The 15,827-nt window shown below is 42.2% G+C and carries 16 protein-coding genes and 1 pseudogene; 16 read left to right on the top strand and 1 reads right to left on the bottom strand.

What is annotated here, in order from left to right; translation table 11 throughout:
- Window positions 1-34 precede the first annotated feature (34 nt).
- From HL061_RS02960 to HL061_RS02890, 16 genes are all read left to right on the top strand, one after another.
- The gene (locus HL061_RS02960) at window positions 35-1,732 is read left to right on the top strand and encodes a copper resistance system multicopper oxidase (RefSeq protein WP_071001780.1); all 1,698 of its coding nucleotides are present in this window, start codon (window positions 35-37) and stop codon (window positions 1,730-1,732) included.
- Window positions 1,733-1,757: 25 nt separating this feature from the next.
- Window positions 1,758-2,849 (top strand): copper resistance protein B, encoded by a 1,092-nt coding sequence (locus HL061_RS02955; RefSeq protein ID WP_071001779.1) that lies wholly within the window; start codon window positions 1,758-1,760, stop codon window positions 2,847-2,849.
- A 95-nt stretch (window positions 2,850-2,944) separates the two neighbouring features.
- Window positions 2,945-3,421, top strand: coding sequence for a DUF305 domain-containing protein (locus HL061_RS02950; protein ID WP_071001778.1), 477 nt, complete (start codon window positions 2,945-2,947; stop codon window positions 3,419-3,421).
- 145 nt (window positions 3,422-3,566) lie between these two features.
- Entirely contained in the window at window positions 3,567-4,910 is a 1,344-nt protein-coding gene (locus HL061_RS02945; RefSeq protein WP_071001777.1) for an APC family permease, read from the top strand.
- Window positions 4,911-5,040: 130 nt separating this feature from the next.
- Complete coding sequence (locus tag HL061_RS02940) at window positions 5,041-5,694, top strand: isoprenylcysteine carboxylmethyltransferase family protein (RefSeq protein WP_068037334.1); 654 nt, start codon at window positions 5,041-5,043, stop codon at window positions 5,692-5,694.
- A gap of 112 nt (window positions 5,695-5,806) precedes the next feature.
- Complete coding sequence (locus tag HL061_RS14020) at window positions 5,807-6,085, top strand: DUF5676 family membrane protein (protein WP_025645689.1); 279 nt, start codon at window positions 5,807-5,809, stop codon at window positions 6,083-6,085.
- Between the two features lie 98 nt (window positions 6,086-6,183).
- Complete coding sequence (locus tag HL061_RS02935; protein WP_156770962.1) at window positions 6,184-6,339, top strand: hypothetical protein; 156 nt, start codon at window positions 6,184-6,186, stop codon at window positions 6,337-6,339.
- Between the two features lie 417 nt (window positions 6,340-6,756).
- Window positions 6,757-9,366, top strand: coding sequence for a copper-translocating P-type ATPase (locus tag HL061_RS02930; RefSeq protein ID WP_156770961.1), 2,610 nt, complete (start codon window positions 6,757-6,759; stop codon window positions 9,364-9,366).
- An 80-nt stretch (window positions 9,367-9,446) separates the two neighbouring features.
- The gene (gene tatA / locus HL061_RS02925) at window positions 9,447-9,731 is read left to right on the top strand and encodes a Sec-independent protein translocase subunit TatA (protein ID WP_011959992.1); all 285 of its coding nucleotides are present in this window, start codon (window positions 9,447-9,449) and stop codon (window positions 9,729-9,731) included.
- Window positions 9,732-9,786: 55 nt separating this feature from the next.
- The gene (tatB, locus tag HL061_RS02920; protein WP_025645695.1) at window positions 9,787-10,173 is read left to right on the top strand and encodes a Sec-independent protein translocase protein TatB; all 387 of its coding nucleotides are present in this window, start codon (window positions 9,787-9,789) and stop codon (window positions 10,171-10,173) included.
- On the top strand, window positions 10,170-11,012 hold the full coding sequence (gene tatC / locus HL061_RS02915; protein ID WP_071001776.1) for a twin-arginine translocase subunit TatC: 843 nt from the start codon (window positions 10,170-10,172) through the stop codon (window positions 11,010-11,012). Before tatB ends, tatC begins: the two co-directional genes overlap by 4 nt.
- A gap of 175 nt (window positions 11,013-11,187) precedes the next feature.
- A complete protein-coding gene (locus HL061_RS02910; protein WP_071001775.1) occupies window positions 11,188-12,480 on the top strand; it encodes a hypothetical protein in 1,293 nt (430 codons plus the stop codon).
- Window positions 12,481-12,584: 104 nt separating this feature from the next.
- Window positions 12,585-12,911, top strand: a complete 327-nt coding sequence (locus HL061_RS02905) for a DUF6122 family protein (protein WP_025645701.1) — start codon at window positions 12,585-12,587, stop codon at window positions 12,909-12,911.
- A gap of 124 nt (window positions 12,912-13,035) precedes the next feature.
- Window positions 13,036-13,458, top strand: a complete 423-nt coding sequence (locus HL061_RS02900) for an ion channel (protein ID WP_197496721.1) — start codon at window positions 13,036-13,038, stop codon at window positions 13,456-13,458.
- Window positions 13,459-13,584: 126 nt separating this feature from the next.
- Complete coding sequence (locus tag HL061_RS02895; RefSeq protein ID WP_193005964.1) at window positions 13,585-15,069, top strand: leucine-rich repeat domain-containing protein; 1,485 nt, start codon at window positions 13,585-13,587, stop codon at window positions 15,067-15,069.
- A gap of 73 nt (window positions 15,070-15,142) precedes the next feature.
- Entirely contained in the window at window positions 15,143-15,724 is a 582-nt protein-coding gene (locus tag HL061_RS02890; RefSeq protein WP_252962505.1) for a hypothetical protein, read from the top strand.
- On the opposite strand, the pseudogene HL061_RS02885 reads toward HL061_RS02890, so the two are convergent.
- A pseudogene (locus tag HL061_RS02885) lies at window positions 15,721-15,827 on the bottom strand (IS1595 family transposase); the annotation flags it as partial. The gene HL061_RS02890 and the pseudogene HL061_RS02885 sit on opposite strands and share 4 nt — an antisense overlap.

Here is a 15,827-nt window from a genome sequence, read left to right as displayed (position 1 = left end):
ACTCTCATTTCATGGATTAACTTAGGTCAATATTATGAATAAAAACAGATTTAACCGCAGGCGTTTTTTGACAGGGTCATCCACCTTGCTCGGCGCGTCGATGCTATCCACACTACCGACGATGGCTAATAGTGCTTTAACTAAAAGCCAAAATGTTGTAGTCAATAGTGATAGAGCCGATCACATTGTACCTATACTAACGGGTAATGAATTTGATCTTTATGTCAGTGAGAAGATGATAACGGTCAACGGCAAGTCAAGCATGGCAACGCTGATAAATGACTCACTGCCTGCACCAACGCTTAAGATGCAAGAAGGCGATACGGTCACCATTCGAGTCCATAATCAGCTGAATGAGTCGACCTCTATTCACTGGCATGGCCTCTTAGTGCCGTTTGAGATGGATGGCGTACCGGGTATCAGCTTTGATGGTATTCCTGCGGGTAGCACCTTCACGTACAAATTTAAACTGACACAGTCAGGCACTTATTGGTATCACTCGCATACTGGCTTCCAAGAGCAGACCGGTATGCGCGGGGCTATTGTGATTGAACCTAAAGGGCGCGAACGCTACCCTATCGAGGAAGATCACGTTATCCTGCTTAGTGATTGGACGCATCGCGATCCGCATAATCTGCTAAAACTGCTTAAGCAGCGTGCTGACTTTGATAATTACCATTTGCCAGATTTTAAAAAACTGTTATCTGATATTGCAGCAAAGGATTTAGAAGCCGCTTATGATAAGCGTAAAATGTGGAACCAGATGCGCATGATGCCGACTGATTTTACTGATTTATCTGGTGAGACCACGTTTACTTATCTTATGAATGGTAAAACGACAGCGGCTAACTGGTCGCAATTGGTCAAAGCCGGTCAGCCGGTCAAACTACGCTTTATCAATGGCTCCGCGCAGACCATATTTGATGTGCGCATTCCAGGGCTCAAAATAAAAGTGGTCGGCACCGATGGTAATGATGTCGCGCCCGTTGATGTCGATGATTTTCGCATCGGTGTGGCTGAGACTTATGACGTCATCGTCACCCCAACCCGTGACGCGCATACCATATTTGCCCAAAACATCGATCGCACCGGCTTTGTCGCAACCACGCTTGCCACTAAAAGAGGCGCTCGCGCTGCCATACCTGCTATGGATGATGTTGAGTGGCTAACTATGTCCGATATGATGGGGGCTATGGGTGCTAATGGCTATGATTCCCGTCATGCTAAGACCGAATATGACTTTAAGACAGATATGCGCGTCGATAGTCCACGGATGAATCTCGATGATCCGGGTATTAATTTGCGTGATATTAATCGTAAGGTTTTAACTTATAACCAACTGCATTCTGTTGGCAATGAAATAATGGCCGAGCAGCGCAAACCTACCAGAGAGATTGAAATACATCTAACCGGTAATATGGAGCGCTATATCTGGGCGTTAGACGGCATTATGTTTAAGGACGCACCGCCTGTTAATATCAAACCGGGCGAGCGTGTGCGTATTACCTTAGTCAATGACACCATGATGAATCATCCCATGCATCTGCATGGTATGTGGAGCGATTTGCGCGCGCCTGATGGCGATTTTCAAGTTCGCAAACATACGATAATGGTGCAACCAGCTCAAAAAATTAGCTTTGATGTCACAGGAGAAGCTGGTCGCTGGGCATGGCATTGCCACTTGCTCTATCATATGGAAGCCGGGATGTTTAGAGAAGTTGCCGTTGTTTAATAAACCTTCGAATATGAGCCTTATTATGAAAATATATAAAGTAGGTCTACCGTTTATTGGCATGTCATCTTTGATGCTACTAATGTCACCTTTAGCAAACGCTGCTGAGATGTCGAACATGGATCATGGCAGTATGGACATGTCTGGTATGGATATGTCAGATATGGATCACAGCAGCATGGATATGTCGGGCAATATGTCAGATATGGACCATAGTGGCATGGATATGTCAGGCGATATGTCGGATATGGATCATAGTGGTATGGATATGTCAGGCGATATGTCGGATATGGATCACAGTGGTATGGATATGTCAGGTGACATGTCAGATATGGATCATAGTGGCATGGATATGTCAGGTATGGATCATAGCAGTATGAATATGGATATGTCTGGAATGCAAGGCGGCGAACCACCTCCTAATGCTCGTAGTCCCGACTACTCAAATGGTGTTGACTATGGACAGTATGGTAAGCCTGTGATGATGGATAGCTTACCGTTATGGGGTGTGTCAGTAGAAACTTTGGGCTATCAGTTTGAGAATGACCAAATCGATTTTGAGTTTGATACGTGGTACGGTACTGATAGTAATCGTGTCACTCTACGCAGTGAGGGTAGTGCTCAAACTAACGATGATAAAGAAATCGATAGTCTGACCTCGCTCGCTTACTGGAAGCCTCTCGGTATCTATTGGAACGGAGAAGCAGGTGTCGCTTATAATACTGAAAACGATAAGTCCGCAATCATGGCTGGCATTGTCGGTACAGCGCCGTACTTTGTTGAGACTGACGCAAGAGCCTACGTATATACTGATGGACAAGTCCAGCTTGATCTTGGTACAGCGTACGAGTGGCGCTTAGCTCAGCGTTGGGTGGTCAGACCAGAAGTGCAGTTGACTGCTTTCAGTAAAGATGATACTGACAACGGTATTACTAAAGGTTTTAATGAGCTTGAAACTGAAGTTCGGTTAGCTTATGAAACCCTAAGTCGTCAATTATCACCCTACGTTGGTTTTAGTTATGCATCAGCCTTAGGGGATGCACGAGACTTACGCCGCCAAGAAAACGTAGCCGTTGATTCTAATAGTCTGACTGCTGGTGTGATGTTTTGGTTCTAGTGTTAACCATGTAAGTAACAACAGTTTATAACACTAGCTCTAAAAAAAGGCACCTCTTTATTTAGGTGCCTTTTTACTAAATTAAGGACAAGAATATGAATAACCATATGGATAATAAACAGAAGCAAATGAACCCTTATGTAAAGTTCACAATCATGATTTTAACATCGACAGTGGTGATGTTTATCATGATGTATTTTAACACCTATCAGTGGGATCACGTTTATTTTAGCGAAACCAGAGCTTATATGGCGTTATATATGGGCGCTATGATGGCAATTATCATGCTCGCCTTTATGACTAATATGTATAAAAAAACCAAGATAAACTTGATGGTTTATGGGGTTAGCGTAGTTTTATTTGCCTTTGGTCTTTGGGGCGTTAGATCACAACAAACGGTCGATCAAGTGGATTGGATGCAGGCGATGATACCGCATCACTCGATTGCTATTTTGACCAGTTCGCGTGCTGATATCGAAGATCCACGTGTACGTCAGCTTGCTGATGACATTATCGAAGCACAAAAGCGTGAAATCGGTGAGATGCAAGCACTTATTGATGAGTTGGAATAATATATTATGATACCAATAAGTAAGCTCTTCTTTAAAAACTATTTACTATATCGCGTCTTTTAATTCTAACTATACCTACTCCTTACTTCAAAAATAACCTGTAAAACTGAAGTTCTACGAAGAAATAAATTAAGGTCGAATAAGTATGAAGCAAGATAGAACGACTCGCTATCAGAAGGATAGTTTGACATTATCAGGAACAGTTATGCTAGGTACCGGTGTCATGATCGGTGCTGGTATTTTCGCTCTGACCGGTCAGATGGCTCAGATGACGGGTTCGCTTTTCCCACTTGCTTTTCTAGCCGCCGCAATCGTTGTTTCTTTTAGTGCCTATTCTTATATCAAAATCTCTAACGCTTACCCGTCGGCTGGCGGTGTTGCAATGTACCTGCATCAGGCATACGGAGATCGTTTACCGACTGGATTTAATGCCATGCTGATGTATTTCTCCATGGTTATAGCGCAGAGCTTTTTGGCCCGGACGTTCGGGTCATACACTATGCAGTTATTCGGTGGCGATGACAGCGGTCGCATGGTATCCATCCTTGGCGCCGCGCTTATTCTTGCTGCGTTCTTTATCAATTTACTTGGTAATCGTTGGATTCAGGGGGTTGCATCGGTTATCGGTATTATAAAAATTGTCGGTATTCTTATATTCGGGTTGGTTGGTATCTGGCTAGCTGATAGCTTTGCAGTTGATTCTTCTACATTAGATGACACTAATACTGTTGGTGACTTTCTTGGCGCAACGGCGCTAGGCATACTGGCATTTAAAGGCTTTACCACGATTACCAACAGTGGCTCGGAAGTAAAAAATCCTCATCGCAACGTCGGCCGTGCCATTGTAATATCAATCGCAATATGCGTAGTTATTTACACTCTAGTCGGTTTCGCGGTGTCTAGTAATCTATCTCTTGCCGAAATCATCGAAACTAAAGATTACTCCTTGGCTGCCGCCGCACGCCCAGCACTTGGCGACTATGGTCTATGGTTCACAGTTGCAATCGCAATGGTAGCTACCGCTGGCGGCCTCCTTGCTAGCATCTTCGCAGTCTCTCGTATGCTTGCTATGTTGACTGAGATGAAGCTGGTGCCTCATCGTCATTTGGGAATGCCGGGAAGCGTTCAAAAACATACGTTGGTCTATACTGTGGTGTTGGGTTTAGCTTTTACGACGTTATTTGACTTATCACGAATTGCAGCGCTTGGCATTGTTTTCTATCTAATTATGGATATCGCCATTCATTGGGGTGTTTTGCGATACCTTCGTCAGGATATAAAGGCGGTGATGTGGGTGCCTATAGTGGCCATACTTCTTGACCTGTTGGTTCTCGGCGGTTTTGTCTGGATTAAACTAAACTCAGATCCATTCGTACTTGGCGTAGCAGTCGTCACTATTGTAGTGATTGCTGTGGCTGAGCAGGTTTACCTGAAATCTTCAGCGAGGAAAAAAGCTATCGAAAAAGATACGCTTGCAGACCATCATTGACAGTAACATCAAAGAGTTTACAGAAAAATTGTTTGGTTAAAAATTGCATAGATTTAAGCGTCTGCTTACTATCTTCAAGAATTGATTTCATGCAATACGATATTCATAAAGACAACAGGGAAAGTAAGCTATGAATGAGTCATTTAATCACGCTGGAACTTGGGGTCTCGCACTAATTGTTATTGTTCTGATTTCTTGGTTCTTTTACCGTTATTTCGCACCAAAGAACTGGCGTGAATGGGCGGGTGCTGGTGTAGTTCAGGCTTTCATTATTGCACTTTACGCAGAAATGTATGGCTTTCCGCTCACTATATATTTATTAGTACGGTTTTTTGGTTTGGACAGCCAATATGTCAGCGCTAGCTTATGGTCGACCCTTGTTGGTTTAGGTGAGACAGGCATGATGATCTCAATGCTACTCGGCTATGCTATTGCATTTTTAGGAGTCGGTCTTTTTGCTCAAGGTTGGCGCCAAGTCCACAAAGCACGAGGGGAAAATCGTTTAGTAACTGATGGACTCTATGCCTACGTACGTCATCCTCAGTACACCGGGTTGTTTATTGCACTGTTCGGTGAGGGTGTGGTGCATTGGCCAACTCTGTTTTCAATCGGTCTGTTTCCAGTGATTGTGCTTGTATACACATGGTTAGCTCGACGTGAGGAACGGCATATGTTTGAAGAGTTTGGTAAAGACTACCTTGCTTACAAACAGCAAGTGCCAATGTTTATTCCTCAATGGGGTCAATGGCGTCAACTTGCCGCCGCCGCACGAGTTAAAAAGTAATATCAATACAGGATAAAGCTTTAATTCATACAAATCCTTAGAGTTAGCATGGTTAGATACGATTGGTTATGTTGAGCTTGAACCACATCATACAATAGTGAGGATTACTAAGATGGTCAAATCAAACTTAACAACAAGTACTTTAAGGATTGCCCCTGTTGGCAATAGTGTATCGTTGTTTCTACTTATTAGTTATCTATTATGCATAGGGTTTGGTTTACTCGCACCCGAACAGATAGCGATGCACGAAGCTTGGGCACCTCTACTACCTGGCTTTGAGTGGTTAACATGGACAGGTTTTCTAATTGGACTTGTAGAATCATATCTTTACGGTTGGTATTTCGCCATCTTGTTCGTGCCACTATATCGTTGGTTCGCCAAAGTGCGCTAAAGATATTGATATATTAACAGTCAGTAAACCTCTTCGGTTCGAGTAAAAATTAATTGAAGAGTTGGAGTGATCACAGTTTAGACTGAGGAGAAATCATAATGAATGGGTCAATGCATGGCATGATGAACGGCTCAATGATGTATGGCATGGGCTGGGTTATGATGCTTATCTGTTTGTTATTCACCCTACTATTTTTCGCAGTACTAGTACTAACAATCATGGCACTGCTCAAGTATTTGCGTGATAAAAACTAAATTCCAATTGAAAAGTATAGAAATTATTTTTTAGAGGTTTTTAGATTAATGACTAGGGCGTGTTGAACATTCGACCATGGCACTGACAGCGACTATTTTTTAGGCGATTCGATGTTAAAAATAATAAGTTTCGTCATTCTAAGCGCTTATTTTTAACGATGAAGCGGCAAAAAAGAGTCCTGTCCCCTGCTTTTATCGTTGGGGCTGATGCTAAAATTGCCCCATACTGCGTTACAAATCTCGCTAAGGCATCTGCATTATCGTCGCTTTGTGCCTTGTCTGGAACAATTTTAGCGATCAGCAGTGCCTATTTGCGAATGTTCAACACGCCCTAGATGAATAGCAATCGAGGATTGATGATAGTGCTTTAAGAGTTGTACTTATTATAAATATTTATTATCTTCAAGGAGTGGTTTTATGAAACATATTGCCGATGAAAAATCTATCAAAGGTGGTCAGTACGATAAAGTACCAGAAAATTATAGTGGTACGGTTTATATCTGCCCGATGCATCCTGAGGTTAGAGATACTGAAAAGAGCGATTGTCCGATATGCGGCATGTTTCTTAAACCTGAAGACGAGGTTGCTGAATCCAACAACCATGAAGATAGTCATGCGCATTGTCATGGAGCGGATGCTAATAATAGTAATGAGGTAAATTCTGTCGAAGGCAATAAGTACGACAAGATACCGGAAAATTATAGCGGTACGGTCTATATTTGTCCTATGCATCCAGAAGTAAGAGATGTTGAAAAAAGTGACTGCCCAATATGTGGCATGTTTCTTAAACCTGAAGACGAAGTTGCTAAAGATGATAGTCACGCTAGCTGTCATGGAAAGGATACTGATAGTAGCGGAGTAAAATCTGTTAAAGGCGGTAAATACGATAAAGTACCTGCTGATTACGATGGCACGGTATATACCTGTCCTATGCATCCTGAAGTGAGAGACGTTAGAAATAGCGGTTGTCCGATATGTGGTATGGCGCTTGAGCCCGAAACGCTTACTATCGGTGAAGAGGACACCTCAGAGCTTGACGACATGACTCGTCGTTTTTGGATATGTACCGTGTTGACTGTACCGCTATTAATATATGTGATGAGCGGTATGTTTGGAGTTGACTTTAGTCAGTATGGTATACCTTCACAGGTTTTACAATGGGCTGAGTTAGTGCTCGCGACCCCTGTAGTGCTTTGGGGCGCCGCCCCGTTTTTCGTTCGTGGCTGGCAGTCTATAAAAAGCCGCAATCTAAATATGTTTACTTTGATTGCGATAGGCGTAGGCGCTGCTTATATTTTTAGTATTGTCGCGACCTTTTTTCCCGATATTTTCCCAGACAGTTTCAGAGATGCCTCTGGTCAAGTCGGAGTCTACTATGAAGCAGCAGCGGTCATTGTAACCTTGGTGCTACTGGGTCAAGTATTAGAGCTCAAAGCCAGAAGCCAAACTTCAGGTGCGATTAGAGCTTTGCTTGAGCTCGCACCACCAACCGCAAGACGTGTCGATGAAAACGGTGAAGAAGTCGAAGTCTCGCTTGATGAGGTCGTCACTGGCGATAAGCTACGGGTTAAACCAGGTGAGAAACTACCCGTAGATGGTACAGTGATCGATGGTAATAGTAGTGTTGATGAATCAATGGTGACGGGTGAGCCAATCCCTGTATCAAAAGTAGCAGGAGATACAGTGACTGGTGGTACGGTAAATGGCACCGGAACGCTATTAGTCGAAGCGGTCAATGTTGGAGCAGATTCAGTATTATCTAAAATTGTACAAATGGTTGCTGAAGCCCAGCGTAGCCGCGCGCCTATCCAGCGCTTGGTAGATCAAGTGGCGGGTTGGTTCGTACCTATTGTTATTGTCAGCTCTATCATAACCTTTATTGTCTGGGCGATATTCGGCCCTGAGCCCGCTATGACCTATGCTTTGGTTAACGCGATTGCGGTACTGATTATTGCTTGTCCTTGTGCCCTTGGTCTAGCGACGCCGATGTCCATTATGGTTGGTACCGGCAAAGGCGCGCAAAACGGCGTCCTCATCAAAAATGCTGAAGCGTTAGAGAGTATGGAAAAAGTCGATACCATTGTCGTCGACAAGACTGGCACATTAACCGCTGGTAAGCCCGAGCTTACCGCAATTGATGCGCAGGTAGGTCAAGATGAAGACGAGTTCCTCGCATTGGTAGCCTCAGTAGAAAGCACTAGCGAGCATCCTTTAGCAGAAGCTATCGTTAGAGCAGCTCAAGAAAGATCACTCATTATTCCTAAAGCTACTGACTTTAATTCGACTACTGGCGAAGGCGTACAAGCCGTGGTCGATGGTAAGAAAGTCGCTATTGGTAACTCTAAGCTTATGGAAAGCCTAAATAGTTTTGATAATGAGCTGTCCACTAAAGCTGATGTCCGTAGAAAAGACGGTGAAACGGTAATGTTTGTGGCTATAGACGGTAAAGCTGCTGGTATTATTTCAGTTGCTGACCCTATTAAACCAAGCACTAAAGAGGCTATTTCACTGCTTCATGACGCAGGTTTAAAAGTTGTGATGCTAACCGGTGACAACGAAAAAACCGCGCAGGCAGTCGCCAATAAACTAGGTATTGATGAAGTTCATGCGGATGTCTCACCAGAGGATAAAAACCGTATCGTCAAAGAAATGCAAGACAGCGGTAAATTGGTCGCTATGGCGGGTGATGGTATCAATGACGCACCAGCGCTAGCGCAAGCTAATGTTGGTATCGCTATGGGAACCGGTACCGATGTGGCGATGGAGAGTGCGGGCATTACCCTGCTAAAAGGTGATTTAATGGGCATTGCCAAAGCTTATAAGCTTAGCCGCGCCACCATGCGCAATATCAGACAGAATCTGTTTTTTGCCTTTATCTACAATGCACTTGGTGTTCCTATTGCCGCAGGTGTGCTCTATCCCATATTTGGGCTTCTGCTCAGTCCGATGATAGCAGCGGCAGCGATGAGCTTGTCGTCATTCTCGGTGATTGCTAACGCGCTGCGATTGCGCCGTTTGAAACTATAATTCTGGTACGGTAAAAAGTGTTCTAAAGCACACTGACACATACTGGTCTAAACAAGATCACAAAATATAAGGATACCGTTATGGGCAGCTTTTCTATTACACATTGGCTGATTTTATTGGTCGTAGTGGTGGTCGTATTTGGTACTGCCAAGCTTAAAAATGCAGGTAAAGATTTAGGCGGTGCGGTGAAGGGTTTTAAAGAAGCGGTCAAAGATGAAGAACCCGAGAATGCTCGCAAAAATCATGTGCTTAGCCATGAAAATAGTACGCCAGCTGCAAGTAATGATTTAAATACGCGTGTAGGTAATCAGGCTGATGATATGGAAATCAGCCCTATTTCCACTGATGACCAGCCTAAAGTATGAAGCGCGCCGCTTATAAATAGCGGCACTAAGTAGTCTATTAATATATGTGACTGTTATGTTTGATATTGGGTTTTCCGAATTACTCTTGTTTGGCGTCATTGCTTTAATCGTATTGGGCCCAGAAAAACTGCCGCAAGCCGCACGTACCGCTGGGCAATGGTATGCCAAACTGCGCCGTACAGTATCCACTCTACAATCTGAAATAGAAGCTGAGCTTGATCTAGCTGAGACACGAAAACAGATGCAAGATGAGCTGGCAAAGATTCGTCAGACTGAGACAGACATGCGGCGTGAGTTAGCCGAGATGCGCGGTAGTATGGATAAGTTTGAAAACTCGCAAAACCAAAGCTTAGATACTTCCTATCAGTCAAACACTCCTCAGCAGCAAAATCATCAGCCAGATACTTCCTCTTCTTCAGCTATAGAGAAGGGGGATAAATGAGCTTATTTAAGCGCCAAAAAAGTCGCCAAAGAAAGTTAGCAAATACAGATGCTAAGGCGTCAGATGCTACCCATAATGTTGAGACTGATAATGTGCTGAATGTGCTGAATGTGCTTAGCGACATGCCTATTACTGAGCATTTGATTGAATTACGCAAGCATCTCATCAAAATATGCGTAGCCGTTTTGATCGTCTTCTTAGCATTGGTAGGGTTTTCGCGTGAGCTCTACAATCTTTTATCAGACCCTCTGGTTGCGCAGCTGCCTGCGAATTCGACTATGATTGCTACTGATATTACCTCGAACTTTATGGCACCTATTCGCTTGACGATTTTCGTTGCTGCCTTTGTAGTGATGCCGTATATTCTGTATCAAATTTGGTCATTTATAGCGCCTGGATTATATAAAAAAGAGAAAAAAATCACTATTCCAGTGCTGATATCTTCGATATTCCTATTTTATTCTGGTGTCGCTTTTGCCTACTTTGTGGTACTCAAAGGCGTATTGAAGTTCTTTATTTTATTCGCTCCGCAAAACGTTATACCTATGACCGATATCGACAGTTATTTAAGCTTTGCGCTAAAGTTATTTATGGTATTTGGACTCACTTTTGAGATTCCAGTGGTTACTTTATTATTGATAATGGTCGGTATCATATCCACTCAGAGTCTAGAGAGTAAGCGCCGATATATCATCGTCGGTTGTTTTGCTGTGTCAGCGGTAGTCACACCGCCCGATGGGGTGTCAATGCTATTGCTCGCGATTCCAATGTGGCTACTGTTCGAGTTAGGTTTGTTTTTAGCGAAAGTACTCATTAAAGAAGAGCGTAAAACCGTATAACCTTGCAAAGTAGCTAATTTATAAACTAGATATATTGCAAATTAAGTATCTTGCAAAATGACTATTTCGTAAAGTAACTATAAAAATAACCTTATCTTAAACATTTAAGACACTTTTTTTATTTTGGCTGTCCCCTAAACCCTATCAGTACATTCAACTTAGTAATGAGATTTAAATGGAATCCCTAATTAATAATAAAAACAAAACGAATGATAATCTGGCAAATCAGCTTAATCAAGAGTGCTATTGCCGTACTTTAGATCGTAAAGCGCTTAATAACAGCCTGCAAGATCAATTAGTAAACACAAGAGATAATCCACTAGGAGCCAATGAGCTTAATAAGCTGTTTTCAGCGACACCGGTGTTCGTCCCTAAGACAGAGATAGAAGCAATGGTGCGAATCATCGCAGCTATTGAGTCGACTGCTAGACTACCGTCATATCAACAGCAAGTACTGTCGTGGGCACCCAATATCGCGGCTTTCGATCCGGGGCCAATAGGGGCCTTTATGGGTTATGACTTTCACTTAGGGAGCGATGACCCCAAGCTTATTGAGATCAATACCAATGCTGGAGGCGCATTTTTAAACGTAGCACTTGCCCGCGCACAAAAACACTGCTGTCGCCCCTCAGAGCAAAGTGTTGCTACTACTAAAATGCTTGATGGGTTTGAAGAAGCGGTCGCTAATATGTTCATACAAGAATGGCAGCGACAATCGGCAACTAGCATGCCCAATCGCATTGCTATTGTGGATAATGAGCCCAAAAGCCAGTTCATGTATTTGGAGTTTCAGCTAGCCTGCCAACTACTTCAAGCTAAAGGCATTGATACCGTTATACTCGATCCGTCTGAGCTTAACTATGCTGATGGTGTACTGACAGCTCATAGCAAGCCCATTGATATGATCTATAATCGGTTAGTCGATTTCGCCTTTGAAAACCCCAACCACGCCGTGCTTAAAAGTGCCTATTTAGAGGGTGCGGTAGTAGTAACCCCCAATCCGCATGCCCATGCTATATTCGCTAATAAGCGCAACCTGACTTTACTATCCGATACGCAAACTTTGCAGTCGTGGGGACTAGGTGATGATGATGCAGAATATCTAAAAAAGTCAGTACCAACTACCAGAATGGTTACAAAAGAGGATGCAGCAGAATTATGGCGTACTCGGAGACAATTGTTTTTTAAGCCAGTAGCTGGTTATGGTAGTAAGGGCGTTTACCGTGGCAGCAAGATTACCCGCCGCGTATTCGAGACTATTTTAGATGAAAGCTATATTGCGCAGACCTTTATCCCTGCTACAGAGCGATCAATAAAGATTGATGATGTGGTGACGACTAGAAAGGTAGATATACGTCTTTATACCTATGCAGGACAGCTGCTACTAACTGCTGGGCGTATCTATCAAGGCCAAGCGACTAACTTTCGCACACCAGGGGGTGGCTTTGCGCCTGTTTTTCAAGTCTGAACATAGCATGAACATGTAGCTTTGGCTTCTTAAGTAACGTTTACTAGTTTAATTATTCTGCATACCAACTTATCAATAAAACATCATGCTGAATTGGAAAGATGATGATCCAAACCGTTATCCACTACTTCCTGCATTTTGGCATGCCGTTGATTATTGCCTATACTTTTTTTCGTGATGATTACAAACGAGTATATTTGATTCTTTTAGCAACCATGCTGGTAGATTTAGATCACTTGCTAGCAACACCTGTTTTCTTACCTGATCGCTGTAGTATTAATTTTCATCCATTACATACTTACTATGCAATGGCAGTTTATGCGGCTATGCTATTTCTACCAAAGCCCTATAGAATAATTGGTCTAGGATTGTTACTACATATGCTGACTGATTCAAATGACTGCGTAATGACCTATCTGAATAGACTCTAGTGCTTATGCGTAGTCGTTAGCTATAGTGAAAAAATTATACAGGATTAGTTAAAATAAATAGGGTAATCTTCCTTTAATGTCGTTCCTTCCTCAAAAAGGATAAAAAGTGATTCTGGCAATTATAATGGCAGCGATTCTAATCGCTGTCTGCACAGCAATACATTATGGCGTATTAAAATTCTCGTCACAGTTTGTGACGCCGTCGCGCCATCTGGGACACTGCCTTGGGGTCGCAGTTGCCTCAATCGTGCTGGCTCATATCCTTGAGGCACTGCTTTATGCGACTGGCTTTTGGGTTGCTGTGCATAACTTTCAGGTTGGTGACCTCGTCTCGTCCTCATCCAACGGCAGTGCCTCCCTTACCTTTATGGACTACTTTTACTTCTCGCTAGTTAACTACACAACGCTTGGGCGAGGTGACCTCATGCCTAACGGACATCTTCGATTTATGACCGCGATGGAGGCCTTCCATGGTTTCCTACTGATTACAATGTCCGGAACCTTTGTGCTGCAGATCATGAATGGTAAAAAACCCCTTGCAAATTAGCTAAAGACTATTTAGCTAAAGACTATCTCGACTATGTGTAGCATAGGGCTGCATAAACCTATGTCAGGATACTAACGTTATTCTGGCATAAGAAAAATAGTTCAAGTTGTTATAAGGAATAAAGCTATGAATCCAAACAATAATAACTACCATCAGGACATTCATCAGTCTGATACTTCTAATAAAACATTAAATACTAATGACAACTGGATTGAGAAAATATGGGCGTGGGCAGATGAGTTTGAGCTCAAGCATTCTGAAATTCCTCGTAATAAAGAATCACTGTTAGCCCTAAAGAAGCTAGAGATCTTAGAGCCTGAACATGATGAGCAACACTCAAAAGACGTCTATAGAATAGCCTATCTACCCGATGAGCTTACCAACCTTACAAATCTAGTAGATATAACTATCAGTGGCATATGTTCAAGTCATTTACTGCCCAATATCGGTAAGCTCACTAATCTAACCAAACTGTCTATTAGTCACTCTAAACTTGTCGCATTACCTGAGAGCATCGGGCAACTGAGTTATCTTACTGAACTCTTTATTGATCAAAGTGAACTCGAAGCGCTACCTGATAGTATTGGACAACTTCATAACCTTACTAAGATGTTCATTGGTCGCTGTCAGATTCAATGTTTACCTGACAGCATTGGACAGCTTACTAAGCTTACGGTACTTGATATAGTTCACTGTGAGATTGAAGAACTGCCTGACAGCATAGGGCAGCTTATTAACCTCGCTAAGCTTTTTATTAGTTATTGCCCGCTCAAGCACTTGCCTGACAGCATAGGGCAACTCAAAAATTTAAATGACCTTGATCTTATTAACTGTGATCTCAAAGACCTACCTAGTAGTATTGGACAGCTTACCAACCTCAACAAGCTTTATATTAATCGTTGTCGTATTAAAGAGTTGCCCGCCAGCGTTGGACAACTGAGCAGTCTTACAGAGCTTTTTATTACTCATTGTGAGCTTGAAGAGCTACCTGATAGCATAGGCCAGCTTTTGAGCTTAACTCACCTTGACCTGCTTCACCTTGAACTAACGGAGCTACCCGATAGCTTTGGACACCTCATTAACCTTGCTGAGCTTAATATTATCAACTGTAAACTTAAAGTATTGCCTGATAGCATCGGACAGCTCGTTAACTTAACTAAGCTCAATTTTAATCACTCTAAGCTTGAAGTCCTACCTGATAGCATAGGGCAGCTTATTAGCTTAACTGAGCTTTTTATTAGTCATGGCAAGTTTGACAAGCTACCTGATAGCGTAGGTCAACTTACTAATCTAGAGAAGCTTTATATTAACCATTGTAGCCTCAAAGAGCTGCCTGAAATCATAGGGCAACTTAAGAGTCTGACTGAGTTTTTTATCAGTTATTGTAAATTGGGCAAGCTACCTAATAGTATTGGTGAGCTTAATAATCTTGTTAAGCTTGAGCTTGTTTATTGTAATCTTAGAAACCTGCCAGATAGTTTTACACAGCTGAATAGTTTGAGATGTATCAATCTTACTGGTAATCCTCTTGATAGGCTTTCTCCGAGGGTGAAATGTTATTTACGTTCTATTGATACAGTCTACGGTTGGGATAAACAATCATACTCTTAGCGGTTGTGCGATATTCACATCATACTCTTAGCAAACTTCAAACATTAAGTTACGAGACAATGCCACAATAGCATTGACTCGCCTTCTACAAAACCATATTCATGTTGCGGTTCAATTGCTATCAACCTTTCAAGAAGTAGATGATCCTTATGTGTTTGAGCGTGTTTTAGCTTCAGTGTATGGTGCAATATTATCGTCACAGAGCCATGAATCAATAAATGAGATATCCAGTTTTATCCTTAGCAATATTTTCGCTAAAGAAGAGGTGTATCCTAATGTTCTTGTAAGAGACTTTGCTCGAAATATCATTGAATATGCTAATAGTCATAATTTAGTAGGTTTTAGCGAAAGTGAGCTGAAGTTAGCTAGACCATCATATAAAAGTGTGTTTCCTAAAACTATTCCTAGTAATGAAGACATTGACAATGAGTACGCGAATGATTATGAAGATAAAACCATTCCTAAACATCGTTTTGCTCAAGATAAAATTATAGACTCAATGACGACAGAGTATGGTAGAGGTACAGGTTGGTACGGTGATTTTGGGCGTTACGTTTTTCAGTCTAATTTTAGTAACTGGAGTAATATAAATATTGATAAGCTTAGCAATTATGCTGTAGAAATAATTTTTGGGGCTGTAGTAGATAAGGATTAAATATCACACCATTTTCTCAGGAATTTTAGCTGATTAGATGGTGAACCATAGTTAAATCTAAACTCACATTCTTTTAAAAATAAATGGAAGTTCTTCTTATCGA

The organism is Psychrobacter sp. PSP, from assembly GCF_024085615.1.
Classification (GTDB): domain Bacteria; phylum Pseudomonadota; class Gammaproteobacteria; order Pseudomonadales; family Moraxellaceae; genus Psychrobacter; species Psychrobacter pacificensis.
The sequence above is the reverse complement of the archived record's forward strand: the minus strand, read 5'-3'. Positions and strand labels throughout refer to the sequence as shown.

What these genes read in the sequence shown, in the direction of transcription:
- HL061_RS02960 (WP_071001780.1), top strand. Translation starts at nt 35, where the DNA reads ATGAATAAAAACAGATTTAACCGCAGGCGTTTTTTGACAGGGTCATCC.
- HL061_RS02955 (WP_071001779.1), top strand. Translation starts at nt 1,758, where the DNA reads ATGAAAATATATAAAGTAGGTCTACCGTTTATTGGCATGTCATCTTTG.
- HL061_RS02950 (WP_071001778.1), top strand. Translation starts at nt 2,945, where the DNA reads ATGAATAACCATATGGATAATAAACAGAAGCAAATGAACCCTTATGTA.
- HL061_RS02945 (WP_071001777.1), top strand. Translation starts at nt 3,567, where the DNA reads ATGAAGCAAGATAGAACGACTCGCTATCAGAAGGATAGTTTGACATTA.
- HL061_RS02940 (WP_068037334.1), top strand. Translation starts at nt 5,041, where the DNA reads ATGAATGAGTCATTTAATCACGCTGGAACTTGGGGTCTCGCACTAATT.
- HL061_RS14020 (WP_025645689.1), top strand. Translation starts at nt 5,807, where the DNA reads ATGGTCAAATCAAACTTAACAACAAGTACTTTAAGGATTGCCCCTGTT.
- HL061_RS02935 (WP_156770962.1), top strand. Translation starts at nt 6,184, where the DNA reads ATGAATGGGTCAATGCATGGCATGATGAACGGCTCAATGATGTATGGC.
- HL061_RS02930 (WP_156770961.1), top strand. Translation starts at nt 6,757, where the DNA reads ATGAAACATATTGCCGATGAAAAATCTATCAAAGGTGGTCAGTACGAT.
- tatA (WP_011959992.1), top strand. Translation starts at nt 9,447, where the DNA reads ATGGGCAGCTTTTCTATTACACATTGGCTGATTTTATTGGTCGTAGTG.
- tatB (WP_025645695.1), top strand. Translation starts at nt 9,787, where the DNA reads ATGTTTGATATTGGGTTTTCCGAATTACTCTTGTTTGGCGTCATTGCT.
- tatC (WP_071001776.1), top strand. Translation starts at nt 10,170, where the DNA reads ATGAGCTTATTTAAGCGCCAAAAAAGTCGCCAAAGAAAGTTAGCAAAT.
- HL061_RS02910 (WP_071001775.1), top strand. Translation starts at nt 11,188, where the DNA reads ATGGAATCCCTAATTAATAATAAAAACAAAACGAATGATAATCTGGCA.
- HL061_RS02905 (WP_025645701.1), top strand. Translation starts at nt 12,585, where the DNA reads ATGATCCAAACCGTTATCCACTACTTCCTGCATTTTGGCATGCCGTTG.
- HL061_RS02900 (WP_197496721.1), top strand. Translation starts at nt 13,036, where the DNA reads ATGGCAGCGATTCTAATCGCTGTCTGCACAGCAATACATTATGGCGTA.
- HL061_RS02895 (WP_193005964.1), top strand. Translation starts at nt 13,585, where the DNA reads ATGAATCCAAACAATAATAACTACCATCAGGACATTCATCAGTCTGAT.